At 59.7% G+C, this 21,412-nt stretch carries 20 protein-coding genes; 10 read left to right on the top strand and 10 right to left on the bottom strand.

Going from position 1 to position 21,412, the window contains the following annotated elements; translation table 11 throughout:
• Positions 1-5: 5 nt before the first annotated feature.
• Positions 6-1,478 (bottom strand): betaine-aldehyde dehydrogenase, encoded by a 1,473-nt coding sequence (gene betB, locus AC4ICF_RS06205; protein WP_316380740.1) that lies wholly within the window; start codon positions 1,476-1,478, stop codon positions 6-8.
• A gap of 13 nt (positions 1,479-1,491) precedes the next feature.
• Positions 1,492-2,079, bottom strand: coding sequence for a transcriptional regulator BetI (gene betI, locus AC4ICF_RS06210; protein WP_491466214.1), 588 nt, complete (start codon positions 2,077-2,079; stop codon positions 1,492-1,494).
• 128 nt (positions 2,080-2,207) lie between these two features.
• Here betI and betT point away from each other — a divergent pair, with 128 nt between their 5' ends.
• The 3 genes from betT (at position 2,208) to nadS (ending at position 4,942) form a co-directional block, all read left to right on the top strand.
• Positions 2,208-4,241: a choline BCCT transporter BetT gene (gene betT / locus AC4ICF_RS06215; RefSeq protein ID WP_029741651.1), complete on the top strand. Its 2,034-nt coding sequence runs from the start codon at positions 2,208-2,210 to the stop codon at positions 4,239-4,241.
• Positions 4,242-4,379: 138 nt separating this feature from the next.
• Positions 4,380-4,655, top strand: coding sequence for an addiction module toxin RelE (locus AC4ICF_RS06220; RefSeq protein WP_316380802.1), 276 nt, complete (start codon positions 4,380-4,382; stop codon positions 4,653-4,655).
• Between the two features lie 2 nt (positions 4,656-4,657).
• The gene (gene nadS / locus AC4ICF_RS06225) at positions 4,658-4,942 is read left to right on the top strand and encodes a NadS family protein (protein ID WP_316380739.1); all 285 of its coding nucleotides are present in this window, start codon (positions 4,658-4,660) and stop codon (positions 4,940-4,942) included.
• Positions 4,943-5,083: 141 nt separating this feature from the next.
• Here nadS and AC4ICF_RS06230 read toward each other — a convergent pair whose 3' ends face one another.
• The 3 genes from AC4ICF_RS06230 to AC4ICF_RS06240 are packed head-to-tail and all read right to left on the bottom strand — an operon-like array spanning position 5,084 to position 6,488.
• On the bottom strand, positions 5,084-5,575 hold the full coding sequence (locus AC4ICF_RS06230; protein ID WP_316380738.1) for an Hcp family type VI secretion system effector: 492 nt from the start codon (positions 5,573-5,575) through the stop codon (positions 5,084-5,086).
• Complete coding sequence (locus AC4ICF_RS06235; protein WP_316380737.1) at positions 5,575-5,931, bottom strand: putative T6SS immunity periplasmic lipoprotein; 357 nt, start codon at positions 5,929-5,931, stop codon at positions 5,575-5,577. The genes AC4ICF_RS06230 and AC4ICF_RS06235 overlap by 1 nt, the downstream gene beginning before the upstream one ends.
• Positions 5,928-6,488, bottom strand: coding sequence for a type IV secretion protein Rhs (locus tag AC4ICF_RS06240; RefSeq protein WP_316380736.1), 561 nt, complete (start codon positions 6,486-6,488; stop codon positions 5,928-5,930). Before AC4ICF_RS06240 ends, AC4ICF_RS06235 begins: the two co-directional genes overlap by 4 nt.
• A gap of 212 nt (positions 6,489-6,700) precedes the next feature.
• On the opposite strand from AC4ICF_RS06240, the gene AC4ICF_RS06245 reads away from it, so the two are divergent.
• The 4 genes from AC4ICF_RS06245 to AC4ICF_RS06260 are packed head-to-tail and all read left to right on the top strand — an operon-like array spanning position 6,701 to position 10,105.
• A complete protein-coding gene (locus AC4ICF_RS06245) occupies positions 6,701-7,612 on the top strand; it encodes a metal ABC transporter substrate-binding protein (RefSeq protein ID WP_316380735.1) in 912 nt (303 codons plus the stop codon).
• A gap of 2 nt (positions 7,613-7,614) precedes the next feature.
• Positions 7,615-8,421: an iron/manganese ABC transporter ATP-binding protein SitB gene (gene sitB / locus AC4ICF_RS06250; protein WP_116341291.1), complete on the top strand. Its 807-nt coding sequence runs from the start codon at positions 7,615-7,617 to the stop codon at positions 8,419-8,421.
• Positions 8,418-9,266 (top strand): iron/manganese ABC transporter permease subunit SitC, encoded by an 849-nt coding sequence (gene sitC / locus AC4ICF_RS06255; RefSeq protein ID WP_316380734.1) that lies wholly within the window; start codon positions 8,418-8,420, stop codon positions 9,264-9,266. The genes sitB and sitC overlap by 4 nt, the downstream gene beginning before the upstream one ends.
• Positions 9,263-10,105, top strand: coding sequence for a metal ABC transporter permease (locus AC4ICF_RS06260; RefSeq protein WP_316380733.1), 843 nt, complete (start codon positions 9,263-9,265; stop codon positions 10,103-10,105). Before sitC ends, AC4ICF_RS06260 begins: the two co-directional genes overlap by 4 nt.
• On the opposite strand, the gene entD is transcribed toward AC4ICF_RS06260, so the two are convergent.
• Both entD and AC4ICF_RS06270 read right to left on the bottom strand, forming a co-directional pair.
• Complete coding sequence (gene entD / locus AC4ICF_RS06265; RefSeq protein ID WP_316380732.1) at positions 10,056-10,730, bottom strand: enterobactin synthase subunit EntD; 675 nt, start codon at positions 10,728-10,730, stop codon at positions 10,056-10,058. The two genes, AC4ICF_RS06260 and entD, sit on opposite strands and share 50 nt — an antisense overlap.
• Before the next feature lie 61 nt (positions 10,731-10,791).
• Complete coding sequence (locus AC4ICF_RS06270; RefSeq protein ID WP_316380731.1) at positions 10,792-13,032, bottom strand: TonB-dependent siderophore receptor; 2,241 nt, start codon at positions 13,030-13,032, stop codon at positions 10,792-10,794.
• 146 nt (positions 13,033-13,178) lie between these two features.
• Here AC4ICF_RS06270 and fes point away from each other — a divergent pair, with 146 nt between their 5' ends.
• From fes to entF, 3 genes are read left to right on the top strand one after another with little or no spacing between them, the layout of a single operon-like run.
• On the top strand, positions 13,179-14,375 hold the full coding sequence (fes, locus tag AC4ICF_RS06275; RefSeq protein WP_316380730.1) for an enterochelin esterase: 1,197 nt from the start codon (positions 13,179-13,181) through the stop codon (positions 14,373-14,375).
• Positions 14,376-14,385: 10 nt separating this feature from the next.
• Positions 14,386-14,598, top strand: a complete 213-nt coding sequence (locus AC4ICF_RS06280; protein WP_316380729.1) for an MbtH family protein — start codon at positions 14,386-14,388, stop codon at positions 14,596-14,598.
• A complete protein-coding gene (gene entF / locus AC4ICF_RS06285) occupies positions 14,595-18,452 on the top strand; it encodes an enterobactin non-ribosomal peptide synthetase EntF (protein WP_316380728.1) in 3,858 nt (1,285 codons plus the stop codon). The genes AC4ICF_RS06280 and entF overlap by 4 nt, the downstream gene beginning before the upstream one ends.
• Before the next feature lie 87 nt (positions 18,453-18,539).
• On the opposite strand, the gene fepC is transcribed toward entF, so the two are convergent.
• The 3 genes from fepC to fepD are packed head-to-tail and all read right to left on the bottom strand — an operon-like array spanning position 18,540 to position 21,324.
• The gene (gene fepC, locus AC4ICF_RS06290; RefSeq protein ID WP_316380968.1) at positions 18,540-19,334 is read right to left on the bottom strand and encodes an iron-enterobactin ABC transporter ATP-binding protein; all 795 of its coding nucleotides are present in this window, start codon (positions 19,332-19,334) and stop codon (positions 18,540-18,542) included.
• Entirely contained in the window at positions 19,331-20,320 is a 990-nt protein-coding gene (fepG, locus tag AC4ICF_RS06295; protein ID WP_316380972.1) for an iron-enterobactin ABC transporter permease, read from the bottom strand. Before fepG ends, fepC begins: the two co-directional genes overlap by 4 nt.
• On the bottom strand, positions 20,320-21,324 hold the full coding sequence (gene fepD / locus AC4ICF_RS06300; RefSeq protein ID WP_316380967.1) for a Fe(3+)-siderophore ABC transporter permease: 1,005 nt from the start codon (positions 21,322-21,324) through the stop codon (positions 20,320-20,322). The genes fepG and fepD overlap by 1 nt, the downstream gene beginning before the upstream one ends.
• Between the last annotated feature and the right edge of the window lie 88 nt (positions 21,325-21,412).

Below are 21,412 nucleotides of genomic sequence, written 5' to 3' on the forward strand. Positions count from 1 at the left end.
CCCGGTTAAAATATGGACTGGAATTTACCCATCTCAACCTGGATGGACTTCACCTGGGTGTAGCTCTGCAGCGTCATCACGCCGTTCTCGCGGCCAATGCCGGAGTGCTTGTAGCCGCCGACCGGCATCTCCGCGGCGGATTCACCCCATGTGTTGATCCAGCAGATGCCCGCTTCGAGCTGATGAATGGCGCTGTGGGCGCGGTTCAGGTCGGCAGTGACGATGCCTGCCGCCAGGCCGTAGTCGGTGTCATTGGCGCGGCGAATGGCTTCTTCATCACTTGCGTAGGTAAGGATGGACATCACCGGGCCGAAGATCTCTTCGCGCACGATGGTCATCTCGTCGGTGCAGTCGGTGAACACGGTCGGGGCGACCCACGCGCCGTTGTCAAAGCCGTCGCCCTTCAGCACGTCGCCGCCGCACAGCACGCGGGCGCCTTCCTCTTTGCCTTTGGCGATGTAGCGCATCACGCTGTCGCGGTGCGGGAAGCTGACCATCGGGCCGAAGTTGGTACGTTCATCGAACAGATCGCCCGCGCGGATGCGGCCCACCCGCTCAACGATTTTCTGCTCAAACGTTGCTTTAAACTTCGCGGGCACGAACACGCGGGTGCCGTTGGTGCACACCTGGCCGGAGCTGAAAAAGTTCGCCATCATGGCGATGTCTGCCGCGAGATCCAGATCCGCATCGTCAAAAATAATCAGCGGGGATTTGCCGCCCAGCTCCATCGTCACCTCTTTCAGAGACGAGGCCGCCGAGTTGGCCATCACCTTTTTGCCGCTGGCGACGCCGCCGGTGAAGGAGACTTTCGCGATGCCCGGATGCTCGGTCAGGTACTGGCCGGTTTCCGCGCCCACGCCCGGCAGGACGTTAAACACGCCGTCCGGCAGGCCCGCTTCGGTGTAGATCTCCGCAAGCTTCAGGGCGGTGAGCGGCGTCACTTCGCTTGGCTTGAAGATCATCGCGTTGCCCGCCGCCAGCGCCGGGGCCGATTTCCACAGGGCGATCTGGATCGGGTAGTTCCACGCGCCGATGCCCGCCACCACGCCCAGCGGCTCGCGGCGGGTGTAGACGAACGAGGTGTCGCGCAGCGGGATCTGGCTGCCTTCCAGCGCCGGGATCAGCCCCGCGTAGTACTCCAGTACATCCGCGCCGGTGACGATATCGACGGTTGAGGTTTCGGAATACGCTTTACCGGTGTCGAGGGTTTCCAGTTTCGCCAGATCGTCGTTGCGCTCGCGCAGGATGTCGACGGCGCGTCGCAGAATGCGCGAGCGCTCCATGGCGGTCATTGCCGCCCAGATTTTTTGCCCGCGTTTTGCGCTTTCCACGGCGCGGTCGACGTCTTCGCGCCCGGCGGCCTGTACGCTCGCCAGAACTTCACCGTTGGCCGGGTTGATGGTCTCGAAGGTGCGACCGCTGGTGGCGGATGTATAACCACCATTGATATAAAGCTGCTGTTCTGCCATTCGGGACATAAATTCTCCTCGGTTATTCGGTCGGTAAATGCTGGCTGATAAAGTGGCTGGTGAGCGACTGCGCCAGGGTTTTATCCAGCGGCTTGCCGCTCAGCGCGGCGCGCAGCCACAGCCCGTCGATCAGCGCCGCGAGCCCGTAGCCCGCCTCTTCAGCCTGTTCACGCGGCAGCTCGCGGCGGAACTCGTACACCAGGTTTGAGAGCAGGCGGCGGCTGCTGACCTGCTGCAGGCGATAGAGCATCGGCTGGTGCATGCTGCTTGCCCAGAAGGCCAGCCAGGCCTTCATTGCCGCGCCGCTGACCTGGGTTTCATCGAAGTTGCCGCTGACAATCGCCTGCAGGCGCTGCTCCGCGCTGCCGCCCGGCAGGGCGTGTAAACGGCTCAATACCGCGTCGCGCAGCTGGCCGGTAATGTCGCGCATGGTCGCTTCCAGCAGGCCGTTTTTGTCTTTGAAATAGTGACTGATGATCCCCGTGGACACGCCCGCCCGACGGGCGATTTGCGTGATGGTCGCATCGTGCATGCCCACTTCATTAATTGCTTCCAGCGTGGCGTCGATAAGCTGCCTGCGCCGGATCGGCTGCATCCCCACTTTGGGCATTTTTGCCACTCCATTCATCAGCGTTGGTTATATATTAAAGCGGTTTTTGATTGGACGTTCAATATAAAATGTGTCTTAATTGTTGCGGATTTGGATTTTAATAGTTACAAAAACAGTGAGGATACTGGATGACAGACCTTTCACAGGACAGAGAAAAAGACAAAATCAACCCGGTCGTTTTTTATACTTCCGCCGGGCTGATTTTGTTGTTTTCCCTGACGACGATCTTCTTTCGCGATTTTTCTGCCGAGTGGATTGGGCGCACCCTGAACTGGGTGTCGAAGACCTTCGGCTGGTACTACCTGCTGGCGGCGACGCTTTACATTGTTTTCGTGGTTTGTATTGCCTGTTCGCGCTTTGGGTCAGTGAAGCTCGGGCCAGAGCAGTCCAAGCCCGAGTTCAGCCTGCTGAGCTGGGCCGCGATGCTGTTTGCCGCAGGCATCGGCATCGACCTGATGTTCTTCTCCGTGGCGGAACCGGTCACGCAGTATATGCAGCCGCCGGAAGGGGCAGGGCAGACGATGGAGGCCGCGCGCCAGGCAATGGTCTGGACGCTGTTCCACTACGGCCTGACGGGCTGGTCGATGTATGCCCTGATGGGCATGGCGCTCGGATACTTTAGCTATCGTTATAATTTGCCCCTCACCATTCGCTCCGCGCTGTATCCGATTTTCGGTAAAAAAATTAACGGCCCGATTGGCCACAGCGTTGATATTGCGGCGGTAATTGGCACCATCTTTGGTATCGCCACCACGCTCGGGATTGGCGTGGTGCAGCTCAACTACGGGCTGAGCGTGCTGTTTGACATCCCGGACTCGATGGCGGCCAAAGCGGCGCTGATTGCGCTCTCCGTTATTATCGCCACCATTTCGGTGACCTCAGGCGTCGATAAGGGCATCCGCGTGCTCTCCGAGCTGAACGTGGCGCTGGCGCTGGGGCTTATCCTGTTCGTGCTGTTTATGGGCGACACCTCGTTCCTGCTCAATGCCTTAGTGCTTAACGTGGGCGACTACGTAAACCGCTTTATGGGCATGACGCTGAACAGCTTCGCCTTCGACCGTCCGGTGGAGTGGATGAACAACTGGACGCTGTTCTTCTGGGCGTGGTGGGTGGCGTGGTCGCCGTTTGTTGGCCTGTTCCTGGCGCGTATTTCGCGCGGGCGCACCATCCGCCAGTTCGTGATGGGCACGCTGATTATTCCGTTCACCTTTACCCTGCTGTGGCTGTCGATTTTCGGCAACAGCGCGCTGCACGAGATCATCCACGGCAACGCGACCTTCGCACAGGAAGCGATGGCGCACCCGGAGCGCGGCTTCTACAGCCTGCTGGCGCAGTACCCGGCGTTTACCTTTAGCGCCTCCGTGGCGACCATCACCGGCTTGCTGTTCTACGTCACCTCAGCGGATTCCGGCGCGCTGGTGCTGGGCAACTTCACCTCGAAGCTCAAGGACATCAACAGCGATGCGCCGAACTGGCTGCGCATCTTCTGGTCCGTCGCCATCGGCCTGCTGACGCTCGGCATGCTGATGACCAACGGCATTTCGGCGCTGCAGAACACCACGGTGATCATGGGCCTGCCGTTCAGCTTCGTCATCTTCTTCGTGATGGCCGGGCTGTATAAATCGCTCAAGGTGGAAGACTACCGCCGCGTCAGCGCGAGCCGCGACACCGCGCCGCGTCCGATGGGGGCGCAGGACAGGCTGAGCTGGAAGAAACGCCTCTCGCGCCTGATGAACTACCCTGGCACGCGCTACACCAAACAGATGATGGAGACGGTCTGCTTCCCCGCAATGGAAGAGGTGGCACAGGAGCTGAAGCTGCGTGGTGCTTACGTGGAGCTGAAAAACCTGCCGCCGGAGGAGGGCGAGACCCTGGGGCACCTGGATCTGCTGGTGCACATGGGCGACGAGCAGAACTTTGTCTATCAGATTTGGCCGCAGCAGTACTCGGTCCCCGGTTTTACCTACCGGGCGCGCAGCGGGAAATCGACCTACTACCGGCTGGAGACCTTCCTGCTTGAGGGGAGCCAGGGGAATGATTTGATGGATTACAGCAAGGAGCAGGTGATAACGGATATTCTGGACCAGTATGAACGGCACCTGAACTTTATCCATCTGCACAGGGAAGCGCCGGGTAATAGCGTGATGTTCCCGGATGTTTAAACGGATTCTTAAAATACCTTTAAGCTGTATATAAATACAGTTATTTGGCGCAGTATTACTCAAGGAAGAGTAACCATGCAGCAAGAGCCTGGTGCTGAAGCATTCGGGCTTTTGCTGCGTTTAGGGAAGGAACTATGGATGAGTCATGCGATAGAGTTTATCGAAACATCACTCTTTACCCGACAGATTAAAAGCATTGCTACGGATGATGAATTAAAGGATCTGCAAAAGGAACTCATTGCCTGGCCTGATAAAGGCGATCTTATCATGGCCTATCCAAAATGCATAAAGGACAGCCTGACAGAAGCAGAGAAAGTAGAACTTAAAAAGCTGACTTCTGTTCTGAAAAATACGGCTTCCAATGCCGTAAATGAAAGGTGTACTATGTACCCCAATCAGGCAGGTGGAGGCTGATAATGAGTATCTTTGATGAATTAAAATCTTCGCTTGAAGAGGCCGTTGAGATCCATAGCGGAAGGAAAGCCGCTTCCAGAGTAACCCGCTATGAAGTTGCAGATGTGCGCGCAATCAGAGAGCAGCTCAATATCACGCAAAGTGAGATGGCGAAGGCGCTTGGCACTAGCGTCGATACGATAAAAAGCTGGGAGTCCAAACGCCGTAACCCAACCGGACTTGCGGCGAAGGTACTTAATGTGATTCAGGCGAATCCTGCGTTTTATAAGGCACTTGCCGGGCAGTAAGCAACCCTTTATGCCGGGTGGCGCTGCGCTTACCCGGCCTACAAAACCACTTTTCCGCAGGCCTGATAAGCGAAGCGCCATCAGGCTTTGAATGTGGATTGGGACTGTAGGGCAATATTTTCTTCATGTAAAATTTTCATCTTATTTTTCTTTTTGCGCGGGTTTCATCCATGCATCGCCATAAAGAATATTGCCTTTCGCATAATTCCACTGAATACCCCGGAATCTAAGTCCAACCACTTCATGCATATTCGGCGCTGAGCTGCCCGGGTAATAGACATGCGTGAAGTCTAGGGATGAGATCACCACGCTATCAAGCGTAATGGTGTAGATCTCTCTTTCTGCTCCCGCTTCAACAATTTCATAATATTTGATAATGGCTTTTTGCAGGCGTCTGCCCTCGCAGGCGGCAACGGCAAGATAAGGACTCACTTTATCTAATTGCTTATGCAGAGTAACCGGGCCATGCTGCCGTGTTCCGGTCATATTTCCGGTATGACTGTCCACTGCCTGCTTTATGCCGTAACTGCTGTTCATGATTTCAATAGCACCTTCCCGGCCTGGCATCAAACAATCGCCCTGAATGAGCATTCCATTCTCATCATAGAGAAATAAGTAAGCGGGTAATGACATTATAATCCTCCCAGATTAGTTAGTTGCCCGTCGTTATCGATAAAAAACTCATGTTCATAATCTGCGCCATTCAGGCCATAGTTGATTACGTAGGTGTATCCATATTTCCAATTGATATCTATGCAATTATCAGGGTAGTTAAGATTCAATTGTTTCCTTCCGGAACCAGTGACGATGGTTATATCGCTACCTTCACTAGAGTAAATTGTATAATAATTAAGTTTGTCTTTTTTATTTACGCTAAAACAGAGATAATCTCCATTAATATACGTGGCTCTGGGATATGGTGCACGTTTGCCTCCCGGACAGCCCGTCAGTAAAATGCATAAACTAAGCAAGGTAATTATTTTTTTCATCCAGGAAAACCTCTCAAAATTGTTTGGTATTTCTGAAGAAGATAATAAATAGTCTCATTCCGGTTAAAATCACGATATTCAAATAAATGCTCATTGTTTGTTAAACCATGGTATTTCAATAACCAATAGTCACTTACTATTGATGCCTGTTGCTCTAAACCATAATGCAATAGATCTGCTTTATCTAAGCTGTATGAATAATCAGCAATGCCAGAAAATAATCCCCTGGTTCTGACAAACATACCTTTTTGCGTCTGCCAGACGTGCATCATTTCATGCATGAATCGATGCTGTTTTCGGAGGCTTTTCTCTAACGAAAAATCCGGCGAATACGTTTCCTCTCTGTACCATATTTCCCCGTTGGGACTCATCGCCACATCAACCGGTTGCAAATTAAAAGGAAGATAACTTTCCCTGTGCACCCAAACCCGATGATAGCGAATGCTGTAACCGTAAAGCGTCTTCGCCAGAGCGATTTCACCAACAGTGAGCTGTCGGACCCCTCCCGGATTAATCGGGGTTCCCGATGTGGGATGAATTCTTTCATTAACCGGCATGTCAATTCCACTTATTTAATATGGGTATTGACCATAAATCATACTCTTGACCGTGAGAGAAAAAAGAACGCACTTTTCCTAAAACTTCTCCTGCACGCCCTTCATTGACATAACTTTAATGATAACTATTTTCATTAAAATATAGCCTGTGCTATACCTTATAGCACGGGCTAATTTTGCTTTGAATTTAAACACCTCTGGAGACTTCTGCAATGTACCCACTGCAAGGATTGAAGCGTCTGTTGCTCGGCGCGCTGCTCATGACTGCGACCACTACCGGCGCGCTGGCGGCTGAAAAGTTTCAGGTCATCACCACCTTTACCGTTATCGCCGATATGGCGAAAAACGTGGCGGGTGACGCCGCAGACGTGACCTCCATTACCAAGCCGGGCGCGGAAATCCACGAGTACCAGCCTACGCCGGGGGATATCAAACGCGCGCAGAAGGCGCAGTTGATCCTGGCGAACGGCATGAATCTGGAACTGTGGTTCCAGCGTTTTTATCAGCACCTGAACGGCGTGCCGGAGGTGATTGTCACCAAAGGTATTACCCCGATGGGGATTGGCGAAGGGCCGTATAACGGCAAGCCCAACCCGCACGCGTGGATGTCGCCGGACAACGCCCTGATCTACATCGACAACATCCGCGACGCGCTGGTGAAGTACGATCCGGCCAACGCGCAGACGTATCAGCGCAACGCGGAAGCCTACAAGCAGAAGATCACTGCCACCCTCGAACCGCTGCGTAAGCAGGTCGCGGAGATCCCGGAAGACAAACGCTGGATGGTAACCAGCGAAGGGGCATTCTCTTATCTGGCACGGGATCTGGGCATGAAAGAGCTTTACCTGTGGCCGATCAACGCCGATCGGCAGGGCACGCCGCAGCAGGTGCGCAAGGTTATCGATCTGGTTAAAAAACATCACATCCCGGCGGTGTTCAGCGAAAGCACGGTCTCGGATAAGCCCGCCCGTCAGGTGGCGCGTGAAACCGGCGCCCATTACGGCGGCGTGCTGTACGTTGACTCCCTGAGCGCGGAAAACGGCCCGGTGCCGACCTATATCGATCTGCTGAACGTCACCACCCGCACGCTGGTGCAGGGCATCCGTGACGGCATGAAGGAGTAACCATGCACAAGGGGATTGTTGTCACAGACGTGACCGTGACCTACCGCAACGGCCACACGGCGCTGCGCGATGCGTCGTTCAGCGTGCCGGGCGGATCGATTGCCGCGCTGGTGGGGGTGAACGGTTCAGGCAAGTCCACGCTGTTTAAGGCGGTGATGGGCTTTGTGCGGGCGGCGAGCGGCACTATCACCATTCTGGGGCTGCCGCCTCACCGGGCGCTGCGTCAGAATCTGGTCGCCTACGTGCCGCAGTCGGAAGAGGTTGACTGGTCGTTTCCGGTGCTGGTTGAAGACGTGGTGATGATGGGCCGCTACGGCCATATGGGTTTCCTGCGCCGACCTAAAGCGCGCGACAGGCAAATAGTGACCGACGCCCTGAAGCGCGTGGATATGCTCGAGCTGCGCCACCGGCAGATTGGCGAGCTCTCCGGCGGGCAGAAGAAGCGCGTGTTTCTGGCGCGGGCGATTGCCCAGCAGGGCGAGGTGATCCTGCTCGACGAGCCGTTTACCGGCGTGGACGTCAAAACCGAAGCCAGGATCATCACCCTGCTGCGGGAGCTGCGCGACGAGGGCAAAACCATGCTTGTCTCGACCCACAATTTAGGTTCAGTCACAGAGTTTTGCGATTACACGGTGATGGTCAAGGGCACCGTGCTGGCGAGCGGCCCGACGGACACCACCTTCACCGCCGAGAACCTTGAGCGCGCCTTCAGCGGCGTGCTGCGCCACGTGGTGCTCAGCGGCTCGGAAGATCGCATTATTACCGACGACGAACGGCCGTTTGTGACCCACCGACAGGAGGCCAAATGAACGCGCTTCTCGAACCCTTCGGCTACGAGTACATGCTCAACGCGATGTGGGTCTCGGCGATGGTGGGTGGGCTGTGCGCGTTTCTCTCCTGCTATTTGATGCTCAAAGGCTGGTCGCTGATCGGCGATGCGCTCTCGCACTCCATCGTGCCGGGCGTGGCGGGAGCGTACATGCTCGGGCTGCCGTTCTCGCTGGGGGCGTTCCTGTCGGGCGGGCTGGCGGCGGGGAGCATGCTGTTTCTCAACCAGCGTAGCCGCCTGAAAGAGGACGCCATCATCGGGCTGATCTTCTCCTCCTTTTTCGGGCTCGGGCTGTTTATGGTCTCGCTCAATCCGACCTCGGTGAATATTCAGACCATCGTGCTCGGCAATATTCTCGCCATCGCCCCGGAAGATATCGTCCAGCTGGCAATTATCGGCGCGGTGTCGATGGTTATCCTGCTGTTCAAATGGAAAGATCTGATGGTGACCTTTTTTGATGAGAACCACGCCCGCGCCATCGGCCTGCGTCCTGAACGACTGAAGATCCTCTTCTTTACCCTGCTGGCGGTCTCCACCGTGGCGGCGCTGCAAACCGTCGGGGCATTTCTGGTGATCTGTCTGGTGGTCACCCCCGGCGCGACCGCGTGGCTGCTTACCGACCGCTTCCCGCGCCTGCTGATGATTGCCGTCGCCATTGGCAGCATCACCAGCTTCCTCGGCGCGTGGGCCAGCTATTATCTGGACGGCGCCACCGGCGGCATTATTGTCGTCGCCCAGACGCTGCTGTTCCTGCTGGCGTTCGTCTTTGCGCCGAAGCACGGTCTGCTCGCCAGCCGCCGTCGCGCGCGGGAGGCACACCCATGATGGCAATCCTCCTTGAACCTTTCCAGTTTGCGTTTATGACTAACGCGCTGCTGATTTCACTCCTGGTGGCCGTGCCCTGCGCGCTGCTGTCCGTTTTCCTGGTGCTGAAAGGCTGGGCGCTGATGGGCGACGCCATGAGCCACGCGGTGTTTCCCGGCGTCGTGCTGGCCTGGATAATGGGCCTGCCGCTGGCGCTGGGTGCGTTCGTGGCCGGTCTGTTCTGCGCGGTTGCCACCGGCTACCTGAAGGACAACAGCCGCATCAAGCAGGATACGGTCATGGGGATCGTCTTTTCCGGCATGTTCGGCGCTGGCCTAATCCTCTATATCGCCGTCAAGCCAGAGGTGCATCTCGACCACATTTTGTTCGGCGATATGCTGGGCATTAACGGGATGGACATTCTGCAAAGCGGGATCGTGGCGGGGCTGATCGCGCTGGTGATTGGCCTGAAGTGGCGGGACTTTCTGCTGTTCTGCTTTGACTATCAGCAGGCTCAGGCGAGCGGCCTGCGCACCCGCTGGCTCCACTATGGTTTACTGTGCATGGTGTCGCTGACCATCGTGGCGACGCTGAAGGCGGTGGGGATTATTCTGTCGATTTCACTGCTGATCGCGCCCGGCGCGGTAGCGGTGCTCATCACCCGGCGCTTCCACATGGCGCTGCTGGTGGCGGTCGCCGTTTCAGCCATCGTGTCGGTTAGCGGCGTGTATGCCTCGTTTTATCTCGACAGCGCGCCTGCACCGACCATTGTGGTGCTGTTCGCGGCGGTGTTTATCGTGACGTTTGGGGTTACCAGCGTGAAGGCCCGTCGGCAGGAGAGCGTGACAGCAGGGCGATAGCTTGCTCGCCCTGCTGCTGCCAGTGCAGGGTGAAGGTGGCGCCTTCGTTAAAGCCTGCCAGTTGACGGGTCAAGGCCAGCGTAAGCGTCTTATCGTCGAGCATGGTGACGCGGGCGCTGTCAAATCCCATCCAGGCCTGAACCCGCGGAAAGAGGGCCTTGAACAGGCTCTCTTTGGCGCTGAACGCCAGCGTCAGGGCGAGGGCAAACGGGTATCCCGAGTGGGAAAGCACGCGCTCTTCCCGGGCATCAATGACGCCGTCTTTAATTTCTCTGGCTTCATTTTCGGGCAGGATGGTTTCGCAGTCGATGCCGATAAGCGCGAGTCTGTCGCGAACCACCACCGCCATGGCCTGCGTGCCGCTGTGGGTGATGCTGCCGGAAACGCCCTCCGGCCAGAGCGGTTCCCCGCTGGGGCCGATCGCGGGAATGGTGCGATCGTTCAATGCGTGCGCGGCAGCGATGCGTCCGGCGAGATGGTCGGCCTTGCGCTTGCGTCCTGCGTCAGCGAGCTGTGCGTGATGGGGGAGCCAGAGGAGATCGGCGTCGGTGAAGGTGGCGGGGTCGAAGGTAATGCGGTGGAGGGTGTGGCCGGCGAGAGAATAAGTGCTGTGGGTGGTGTGCATGGTTTTCCCCTCACCCTGACCCTCTCCCCGGAGGGGAGAGGGAAGGATTGACTTCAGTGCCTTAAAAACGCGTATTCACGCTCATGTACCAGGTGCGACCCGGTTCATTATACGTATACGCACCCGCACCGTACATATACGCACCGGTGGTGGCATTTCCGGTCGTCTGGGCATTACCCGCGCGCCACTGACGCTTGTCGAAGACGTTGTCCACGCCGCCGGTCAGGCTGACGTTTTTGGTCATGTCCCAGGTCGCGCTCAGGCCAACGATGCTGTACGGGCTGATTTCGTCTTTCTCAGACCCGGTAACCGGCTGGCCTTTGTAGTTGTACTTCTTCGGCTGCTGCTTGCCGTACCAGGTAAAGGTCGACTGGAGCGAGACGTCCTGATGCACCTGCCAGCTCAGGGTTGAGTTCAGGGTGTACTCCGGAATGATCGACAAACGGTCGCCGGTCTCCTTGTTCTTGCTCTGCAGCATCCAGGTGATGTTGTTGGTCCAGTTAATCGTGTCGCTGACCGGCACGTTCAGGGAGCCTTCCAGACCTTCCACCACCGCCTTCGGCACGTTTTCCCACTGGTAGATGTCCGTCTGCACTTTACCGGACGAGGTGTGACCGATTGGCGCGTAGCCCGCTTCAATCTTGTCGCGGTAGTCGTTGCGGAACCAGGTCACACCCGCCAGCCAGCCGTCGCGTTTCCACTCCAGGCCAATCTCTTTGTTGATGCTGGTTTCGGCTTTCAGGTCGTCGTTGCCCATCATGTAGCAGCCCACGCCGTCAGAGCTTGCGTAGCAGCCCTGGCCTTTGCTGTAGAGCAGGTAGTTCGGGTTGGTCTGGTACAGGCTCGGCGCTTTGTAGGCGCGCGCGATCCCCATCTTCAGCGTGAAGTCATCCCCCAGAGCCTGCGACAGGTTAAGTGACGGGCTCCAGTTGTTGCCGACGATGGTGTGATGGTCGAAGCGCAGGGCAGGGGTCAGCATGGTGCTGTCGGTCAGCTCCATGTTGTTTTCGGCGAACAGGGAGAAAATCTCCGCCGAGGTGTACGGGCTGCGGTCGTTGCTCATGCCCGGAATGGTGCCGCCCTGCAGAGTTTGCGAGAAGGAGGTGGAGTCCTTCATGCGCTGCTGGTTCCACTCGGTACCCAGAGTCAGGTTCTGGTTGACGAGGAAATCGATCGGCAGGTTGATTTCGCTGTGCAGCATCACGTCGGCCAGGTCGGTGTCGGTGAATTTATCGCTGTTGAACAGGCCTTCCGTACCGCCCGCCAGCCCTTCGCCCAGGCGGGAGTTGCGGGTGTGTTCGTACTGCGCCCAGTTGCTGGTGGTAATGCCGTTGTCCCAGCCGCCGTTCCAGGTCACCGCGAAGTTCTGGCGATAAATACGGTTAGTCTCTTTGCCGTAGTTTTTCTTCACCAGCGCGCTGTCGTTGTTGGTGTTCTGCGTATCGCCCGCATAGAGGTTGTTCTGGCGGCTGTAGCCCGCCTCAAACTCCAGAGACTGCATCGGTGCGAAGTCCCAGCGCACCACGCCGTTGATGTCTTTGTTCTCCACCCCTTCACGGCCCGCAGGGAGGGTGTTGGCGTAAGCGCCGGTACGCTCAGACTGGTGGCCCTGGTTGATGTCCCACGCGTCGGCCTGGGTCTTATCCAGGTTACCGAACATGCGGAAGCTGAAGTCGCCGCCCAGCGGGCCGCTGAGGCTGAAGTTGGTGCGTTTGGTGGAACCTTCGTCCTTGTGTTCAGGCGCGTTCAGGTAGGTGTTCCAGGAGCCGTGCCACTGGTCGTCGAATTTTTTGGTGATGATGTTCACCACGCCGCCTGCCGCGCCGTTACCGTAGCGTGCGGCTGCCGGGCCTCGAATGACCTCAATGCGCTCGATCATCTCCGGCGGCACCCAGCCGGTATCGCCGCGCGTATCGCGCTCGCCGCGCCAGCCCAGACGGATGGAGTTACGGCTGGTGACCGGCTTGCCGTCGATCAGGATAAGGGTGTTTTCCGGGCCCATGCCGCGAATGTCAATCTGGCGGTTGTTCCCGCGCTGGCCGCTGGTGGAGTTTCCGGTGAGGTTAACGCCCGGCATGGTGCGGATGATTTCCGCCACGTCGCGCGCGGGCGGGTTTTTGCGGATCTCGTCGGCGGTGATGGTGGAAACCCCGGGCGCCTGCAGGTTCTGCTCGGCGGCGGTGATCACCATGGTGTCTTCGTGCTGCGCGGAGGCGGTGTTGTCGTCTGCCATGGCGGGCAGCGCGACACCATAAATCCCTAAATTGACCAGCAAGGCCAGAGAGTGAATCTTCTTATTCATTGTACGTCCCGCTTTTATGGTTATTTAATGAACGCGCTTCCCACAGCGCGGGCATTACGCTATTGCAAATGCAAATAGTTATCAATAATATTATCAATAAAATTTGTCCTGAAACAAAAAAGTCTGTTAAACATGGGGTTATAAGGGTGACGGCGTTAACAACCGGAAGTGAAGCGTGGTGGCAGTCCAAAAACGGGCCGGAATGGAAGCCTGAACAAGGGAAATATCGCGTCAACTTCTGGTGGCGTGACCCGGCAGGAACGCAGAAAACGTCGACAATCAAACGCGTTTGGCTCTACGTTACCGGCGTAACCGACCATCATCAGAATGCCCGCCCGCAATCTCTTGAACGCATTCCGGATACCGACGTCTGGCAGTGGCAGGGCGAGTTCAGCCCGGAATGGCGCGGCAGCTACTGTTTTATCCCCTCCGTAAATGAAAACGATTTTGCCGATACCGTGTTTGAAGGCCAGCAGCCGGACCGCATGGCGCTGCGCGAAGGCTGGCGCAGGCTGCTGCCGCACGCGGTTTCCGACCCGCTGAATCCGCAGAGCTGGTGCGGCGGGCGCGGTCATGCCGTCTCGGCGCTGGAGATGCCGGATGCGCCCGTTCAGCCCGGCTGGAATCAGCCCAAAACGCCCTTCAAGGCGCCGATCTGCATTGAATGGGAAAGCGCGCGCCTGAAAAACCGCCGTCGCGTCTGGATTTTCACCACCGGGGATGACGGCCCGGAACGTCCGCTGGCGGTCCTGCTCGACGGGCAGTTCTGGGCCGAAAGCATGCCCGTCTGGCCCGCGCTGGCGTCGCTTACCACCGAGCGCAAACTGCCGCCTGCGGTCTACGTATTAATTGATGCGATCGACATGGAACATCGCAGCCGCGAACTGCCCTGTAATCCCGATTTCTGGCTGGCGGTGCAGGAAGAACTTCTCCCTCATGTAAAACAGCTCGCGCCCTTCAGCGACCACGCTGACCGTACCGTGGTCGCGGGCCAGAGCTTTGGCGGCCTCTCTTCGCTGTACGCTGGCCTTAACTGGCCGCAGCGCTTTGGCTGCATCCTCAGCCAGTCCGGATCCTACTGGTGGCCGCACCGCGGCGGGCAGCAGGACGGGCTGCTCATCGAACAGCTTAAAGCGGGTGAAAAAAACGCACGCGGGCTGCGCATCATCCTTGAGGCCGGGCGCAACGAGCCGCTTATCTTCCGCGCGAACCAGGCGATTTACGCCGAACTCCGCGCGCAGCAGGTTTACTGGCGTCAGGTTGACGGCGGACACGACGCGCTTTGCTGGCGCGGTGGGCTGACGCAGGGGCTGATGACCCTCTGGCAGCCGCTTATTCAATAACGGAGTCTGTATGGAATTCAGCAATCCTTTCGATAATCCGCAGGGACAGTTCGCCATTTTGCAAAACGACCAGGGGCAGTACAGCCTGTGGCCGCAGCAGTGCGAACTGCCCGCAGGCTGGCGCGTGGTGTGCGAGGCACAGTCTCAGGAGGCGTGCCAGCAGTGGCTGGCCGAACGCTGGCGCACGCTTGAACCGTCCCATTTTGCGGTGGAGGGCGCATGAACCGTCTACCTCTCGTCGCCGCCCAGCCGGGTATCTGGATGGCGGAACAGCTATCCTCCCTGCCAAACGCCTGGAGCGTGGCGCACTACACCGAGCTGAAAGGCGATATCGACGCGCCGTTGCTGGCTAAAGCCATCGCTGAAGGCATGATGCAGGCCGATACCCTGCGCATGCGCTTTGCCGAAGATAACGGCGAGGTATGGCAGTGGGTGGATGACACCGTCATTTTGCCGGAGCCACCTGTCGTTCGCGTTGATTCTCACGACGCCGCCGTGGCGCTGATGGAGGCCGATCTCAATCAAAACCTGCGCGTCGAGAGCGGTCAGCCGCTGGCGTTTCACCAGCTGATTCAGGTGGGTGAAAGCCACTGGTACTGGTATCAGCGCTATCACCATCTGGTGGTGGATGGCTTCAGCTTCCCGGCCATTACCCGCCAGATCGCCGCGATTTACGCCGCGTGGAAGAAGGGTGACCCGACGCCCGCATCCCCGTTTACGCCGTTTGCCGAAGTGGTGGAGGAGTACCAGCGCTACCGTCAAAGCGAGGCGTATCAGCGCGACGGCGCCTTCTGGGCAGAGCAGCGCAGGCAACTTCCTTCTCCGGTCTCGCTCTCTTCCGCGCCTCTGCCGGGACGCGCCGCCACCACCGATATCCTGCGCCTGAAAATTGCAACGGACGCTCGCGCCTTTAGCCAGCTTACGCAGGCGGCAGGGCAGACGCAGCGCACCGATCTGGCGCTTGCGCTGGTGGCGCTGTGGCTGGGCCGCCTGACCGGGCGCCTGGATTACGCCGCCGGGTTTATCTTTATGCGCCGCATGGGCTCCGCCGCGCTGACCGCGACCGGACCGGTGCTCAACGTGCTGCCGCTGGCGGTGAATATCAACCCGCAGGAGAGCCTGCCGGCGCTGGCGCTGCGCCTCGCGAAACAGCTGAAAAAAATGCGCCGTCATCAGCGCTACGACGCCGAGCAGATCGTGCGCGACGGCGGGCGCGCCGCAGGCGACGAAGCGCTGTTTGGCCCGGTGCTGAACGTCAAGGTGTTCGATTATCAGCTGGATATCGACGGCGTGGAGGCCATCACCCACACGTTGGCAACCGGCCCGGTGAACGATCTGGAGCTGGCGCTGTTCCCGGACGAGCAGGGTGGCCTGAGTATTGAGATCCTCGCCAATAAACAGCGTTACGATGAAGTGACGCTCACCCGCCACGTCGCGCGTCTGAACGCGATGCTGCTGCAGTTTGCGGCCAACCCTGACCTGCGCTGTGGCGAAGTGGAAACCGTTTCAGCGCAGGAATACCAGCAGCTGGCGCGCATCAACGATACCGGGCTGGCGCTGCCGTCCACCACGCTGGCGGATCTGGTGGCGGAGCAGGCGAGCAAAACACCGGACGCCCCCGCGCTGGCGGACGCGCATATTGAGCTTAGCTATCGTGAGATGCGCCAGCAGGTGATCGCGCTGGCAAACCTGCTGCGCGCTCGCGGCGTGAAGCCGGGCGACAGCGTGGCAGTGGCCCTGCCGCGCTCGGTGTTCCTGACTCTGGCGCTGCACGGCATTGTCGAGGCCGGTGCCGCGTGGCTGCCGCTCGACACCGGCTACCCGGATGACCGTCTGCGGATGATGCTGGAAGATGCCAAACCTTCGTTGCTCATTACCACCGACGAACAGCGTTCGCGCTTTAGCGATCTGCCGATTACGGCGTTTAGTTACAACACACTGTTACCGGCTGCGGAGGTGGAACCGCTGCGCCTGGCCAGGCCGGAGCAGACGGCGTACATCATCTTTACCTCCGGCTCGACGGGGCGCCCGAAAGGGGTCATGGTCGGCCATACCGCCATCGTTAACCGCCTGAAGTGGATGCAGGATCACTACCCGCTGGACGCGAAGGACGTGGTGGCGCAGAAAACGCCGTGCAGCTTTGACGTATCGGTGTGGGAGTTCTGGTGGCCGTTTATCGCCGGGGCGAAGCTGGTGATGGCAGAGCCGGACGCGCACCGCGATCCGCAGGCGATGCAGAGCTTCTTCGCGCAGTACGGCGTGACCACCACCCACTTCGTGCCGTCGATGCTGGCGGCCTTTGTCGCCTCGCTGACGCCGGAAAACGCTGCGTGCTGCAAAACCCTTAAGCAGGTGTTCTGCAGCGGCGAAGCGCTGCCGACCGAGCTGTGCCGCGAGTGGGAGCAGTTAACCCATGCGCCGCTGCATAACCTCTATGGCCCAACGGAAGCGGCGGTGGACGTCAGCTGGTATCCGGCTTATGGTCCCGAGCTGGCGGCGGTGGAGGGCAACAGCGTGCCGATCGGCTTCCCGGTGTGGAACACGGGGCTGCGCATTCTGGACGCGATGATGCGCCCGGTGCCGTTTGGCGTGGCGGGGGATCTGTATCTCACCGGCATTCAGCTGGCACAGGGGTATCTGGGCCGTCCGGACCTCACCGCCAGCCGCTTTATTGCCGACCCGTTCGCTCCCGGCGAGCGGATGTATCGTACCGGTGACGTCGCCCGCTGGCTGGACAACGGGGCGGTGGAATATCTCGGCCGCAGCGACGATCAGTTAAAAATCCGCGGCCAGCGCATCGAGCTGGGCGAAATCGACCGGGCGATGCTCGCGCTGCCGGACGTGGCCCAGGCCGTCGCCCACGCCTGCGTGTTCAACCAGGCGGCGGCGACGGGAGGCGATGCCCGCCAGCTGGTGGGGTATGTGGTCTCCGAATCCGGTTTACCGCTGGACCGCGACGCGCTGCTGGAATCGCTCAAAGCCCAATTGCCGCCGCATATGGTGCCGGTGGTGCTGCTGCAAATCAGCACGCTGCCGCTCAGCGCCAACGGCAAGCTCGACCGCAAGGCGCTGCCGCTGCCGGAGCTGACCAGCAAAACCTCCGGCCGCGCGCCGGAGACGGAAACCGAAACCGCCGTCGCGCAGGCGTTCTCCGCCCTGCTGGGCTGTGAGGTCAACGATATCGAAGCCGACTTCTTTGCCCTCGGCGGACACTCGCTGCTGGCGATGCGCCTGGCGGCGCAGCTTAGCCGCGTGTTCGAGCGCAAGGTGACGCCGGGGCAGATTATGGTCGCCTCGACGGTGAGCAAGCTTAGCGCGCTGCTGGATTCACAGATGAGCGACGAGCAGGCGCAGCGTCTGGGCTATGAAACCCTTCTGCCGCTGCGCGAAGGCAACGGCCCGACGCTGTTCTGCTTCCATCCTGCGTCCGGTTTTGCCTGGCAGTTTAGCGTGCTGGCGCGCTACCTCAGTCCGCGCTGGTCAATTACCGGCATTCAGTCTCCTCGACCAGAGGGGCCGATGCAGCAGTGTGCGGATCTGGATGGGGTGATTGAGCATCACCTGAATACGTTGCGTAAGCAGCAGCCACAGGGGCCATATTATCTGTTCGGCTATTCTCTCGGCGGCACGCTGGCGCAGGGCATTGCTGCGCGTCTGCGCGAGTTGGGTGAAGAGGTGGCCTTCCTCGGACTGCTGGACACCTGGCCGCCGGAAACCCAGAACTGGGCGGAGAAAGAGGCCAACGGCCTCGACCCGGAGGTGTTGGCGGAAATTGAGCGCGAGCGTCAGGCGTTTATCGCCGCGCAGCAGGGGCTGGGCTCCAGCGAGCTGTTTAACGCTATCGAAGGCAACTACGCCGACGCGGTACGGCTGCTCACCACGGCGCACAGCGCGCGGTTTGACGGCAAAGCGACGCTGTTTGTCGCCGAGCGGACGCGAACGATGGATCCGCAGGTCGCGTGGGCGCCGTGGGTGAGCGAACTGGAGGTGTACAGCCAGGACTGCACCCACGTGGATATCATTTCACCGAAGGCGTTTGAGAAAATTGGGCCAGTGTTGAAGGATATATTGGGGTAACGTCAAAAGCGCCGGGTGGCGGCTACGCCTTACCCGGCCTACACTCGGCTCCCGTAGGCCGGGTAAGGCGTAGCCGCCACCCGGCAATTACCGCCGACCTAACGGCACCACCAGCGGCGTGCCCGCTACCGGATCGTCAATAATCATGCAGCGCATGCCGTAGATCCTCTCGATCAGATCCGGCGTCACAATCTCTTTCGGCGCGCCCTGCGCCACAATCTCACCGTCTCGCAGGGCAATCAGATGCGTGGCGTAGCGGCACGCCTGGTTTAAATCGTGCAGCACCGCCGCCAGGGTATACCCCTGCGTGCGATTCAGCTCGCTCAGTAGCTCCAGCAGGTCAATCTGATGGCTGATGTCGAGCCAGGTCGTCGGCTCGTCCAGCAACATGATGGAGGTCTCCTGCGCCAGCACCATCGCGATCCACGCGCGCTGACGCTGCCCGCCGGAGAGGGTGTCCACGCTTTGCCGGGCGAGATCGGTAATTCCCGTCGCCTGCATCGCGTGGTTCACCGCCTCGTCGTCCTCTTTGCGCCAGCGGGTAAACAGCGGCTGGTGCGGATAGCGCCCGCGCGAGACCAGCTCCTGCACCGTGATGTCTCCCGGCGTGGTGGCGTTTTGCGCCAGCAGCCCGATGCGCCTGGCCACCTCTTTGCTGGCGAAGCGCTGGATCTGCTCCCCGTCGAGGAACACGCTGCCCTCAGCCGGCGTCATCAGGCGGCTCAGCGTGCGCAGCAGGGTCGATTTACCGCAGCCGTTCGGCCCGATAATCGCGGTGAAGTGGCCGTCCGGAATGGCAACGGATAAGTCACGGGCAATGATTTTTTTGCCGTAGCCGAGGGTGAGGTTTTCGCCGCGCAAGCGGGTGGTTGAATCTGTCATTTCTTGCGTGACTCCTGAACGAGCAAGACGATGAGGTAAATCCCGCCGAGGCTGACGGTCACTACGCCCACCGGCAGTTGATAAGGCATAAACAGCCGCTGGGCGCAGAGATCGGCGGCCAGCAGCAGCAGCGCGCCGCACAGCGCCGCCTGAGCTAATCCCCAGCGCGCCGTTCCGCTAAGACGGCGGGCGATGTGCGGTGCCACGAGGGCGATAAACGAGATCGGCCCGGCGATCGCGGTGGAGGCGGCGGTCAGCAGTACGGCGACCAGCATCAGCATCAGGCGCGAGCGCTCGACGCCCACGCCCAGTGCGCAGGCACTGTCGTCGCCCATCTCCAGCAGACGCATACGTCGCACCAGCAGCAGCGCGCCGATAAACATCAGCACAATCAGCGGCGCGGCGGGCCAGGTTTTGCCCCACGTCAGGCCGTTGAGGGAGCCGGCGTACCACAGCCCGGCGGAGAGCGCGGTTTCCAGCGAGGCCTGCAGTAAAAGCCAGGTGTTAAAGGCCATCAGCATGGCGCGGATGCCGATCCCGATGACGATCAGGCGGAAGGTGTCGATGCCGTTGCGCCAGGCCAGCGCCCAGATCAGTAAGGACGTCAGAATGCCGCCCGCCATCGCCGTAAAGGTAATCGCCGTCAGGTGCTGACCAAACAGCACCATCGCCACCAGCACGCCGCTCCAGGCCCCGGTATTGAGGCCCATCACGTCCGGGCTGCCGAGCGGGTTACGCATCAGCGACTGGAATATCGCACCGCTCACGCCGAGCGCCGCGCCGACCAGAATCGCCATCGCCACGCGCGGCAGTCGCCACTCCGTCACCACCATGGTGATATTGCGCGGCGCGCTGCCGAGCAGGGCGTTAACCACCTGAGTAAAGTCGAGCGACACCGCGCCGCTGCGCAGGCTCCAGACCGCCAGCAGCAGAATGGCGAGAAGCAGCAGCGAGACACTGGTCAGTAAACGGCGGGACGGGGCCATCATGCGCCACCTCCGCGTTTACGACGAACCAGGAAGATCAGCACCGGCGCGCCGATAAAGGCGCTGACCACCGAGACGCGCAGCTCGCCGGGCACCAGCAGGCGGCCCAGCACGTCGGCAAACAGCAGCAGGGCAGGGGTTGCAAGCAGCGTCACCGGCAGCGACCAGCGGTGATCCGCCCCTACCAGCCAGCGCGCCATGTGCGGCATCATCAGACCGATAAAGGCGATCGGGCCGACCACGGCGGTCGCGCTGCCGCAGAGTACGGTGATGGCGAGCAGACCAATCAGCTGCGTGCGCGCCACCCGATTGCCGAGGGCGGTGGCGGTGTCGCTGCCGAGGCTCAGGCTGTTGAGCGATCGGCTCAAAAACAGCGTCACGGCGGCAGCGATAGCGACCGGGAACGCCACCACTTTCAGCGTGTCGAGGGTGCGGATATCCAGCGAGCCAGCCTGCCAGAAGCGCAGCTGGTCGTAGACGTCCGGGTTGAGCAGGGCGATGCCGTTGGATAAGCCTTCCAGCACCGCCGCGAGCGCCACGCCCGCAAGCGTCAGGCGTACCGGACTCAGCTGCCCGCCGCCCTGGCTGCCGGTAAAGGCGACGACCAGCGAGGCGGCCAGCGCGCCGCAGAAGGCCATCACCAGCTGTTCAGAGGGCGACGTCAACCCGAACAGCGCCGCGCCGAGCACGATGGCAAAGCTGGCGCCGGAGTTGACGCCGAGAATGCCGGGGTCCGCCAGCGGGTTGCGGGTAAGGGTTTGCATCAGGGCACCGGCAAGGCCAAGCGCGCCACCCGCCAGCAGCCCGGCAAGCGTGCGTGGCAGTCGGGCGTCGAGCACGATAATGCAGTCTGCGCTCTGGCAGGTGCCGGTAAGCGCATCAACGATAACGGACGCGGGCAGCGGCTTCGCGCCGACCAGCAGGCTGAGTGCAACCGCAAGGCTCAGGAGCAGCAGTAAAACGGGCGCGGCAGCGGTGCGCACCGCAGAAGAGGAAAACGACATAGCAACATCCATGATTTGATAATGATAGTGATTATCGTTATCTATCTTATTTGGCTATGTTAGCATGTGCGCCCATTGAATGGGTAGA

Source organism: Enterobacter sp. ECC_219_Taxon_10, assembly GCF_058354905.1.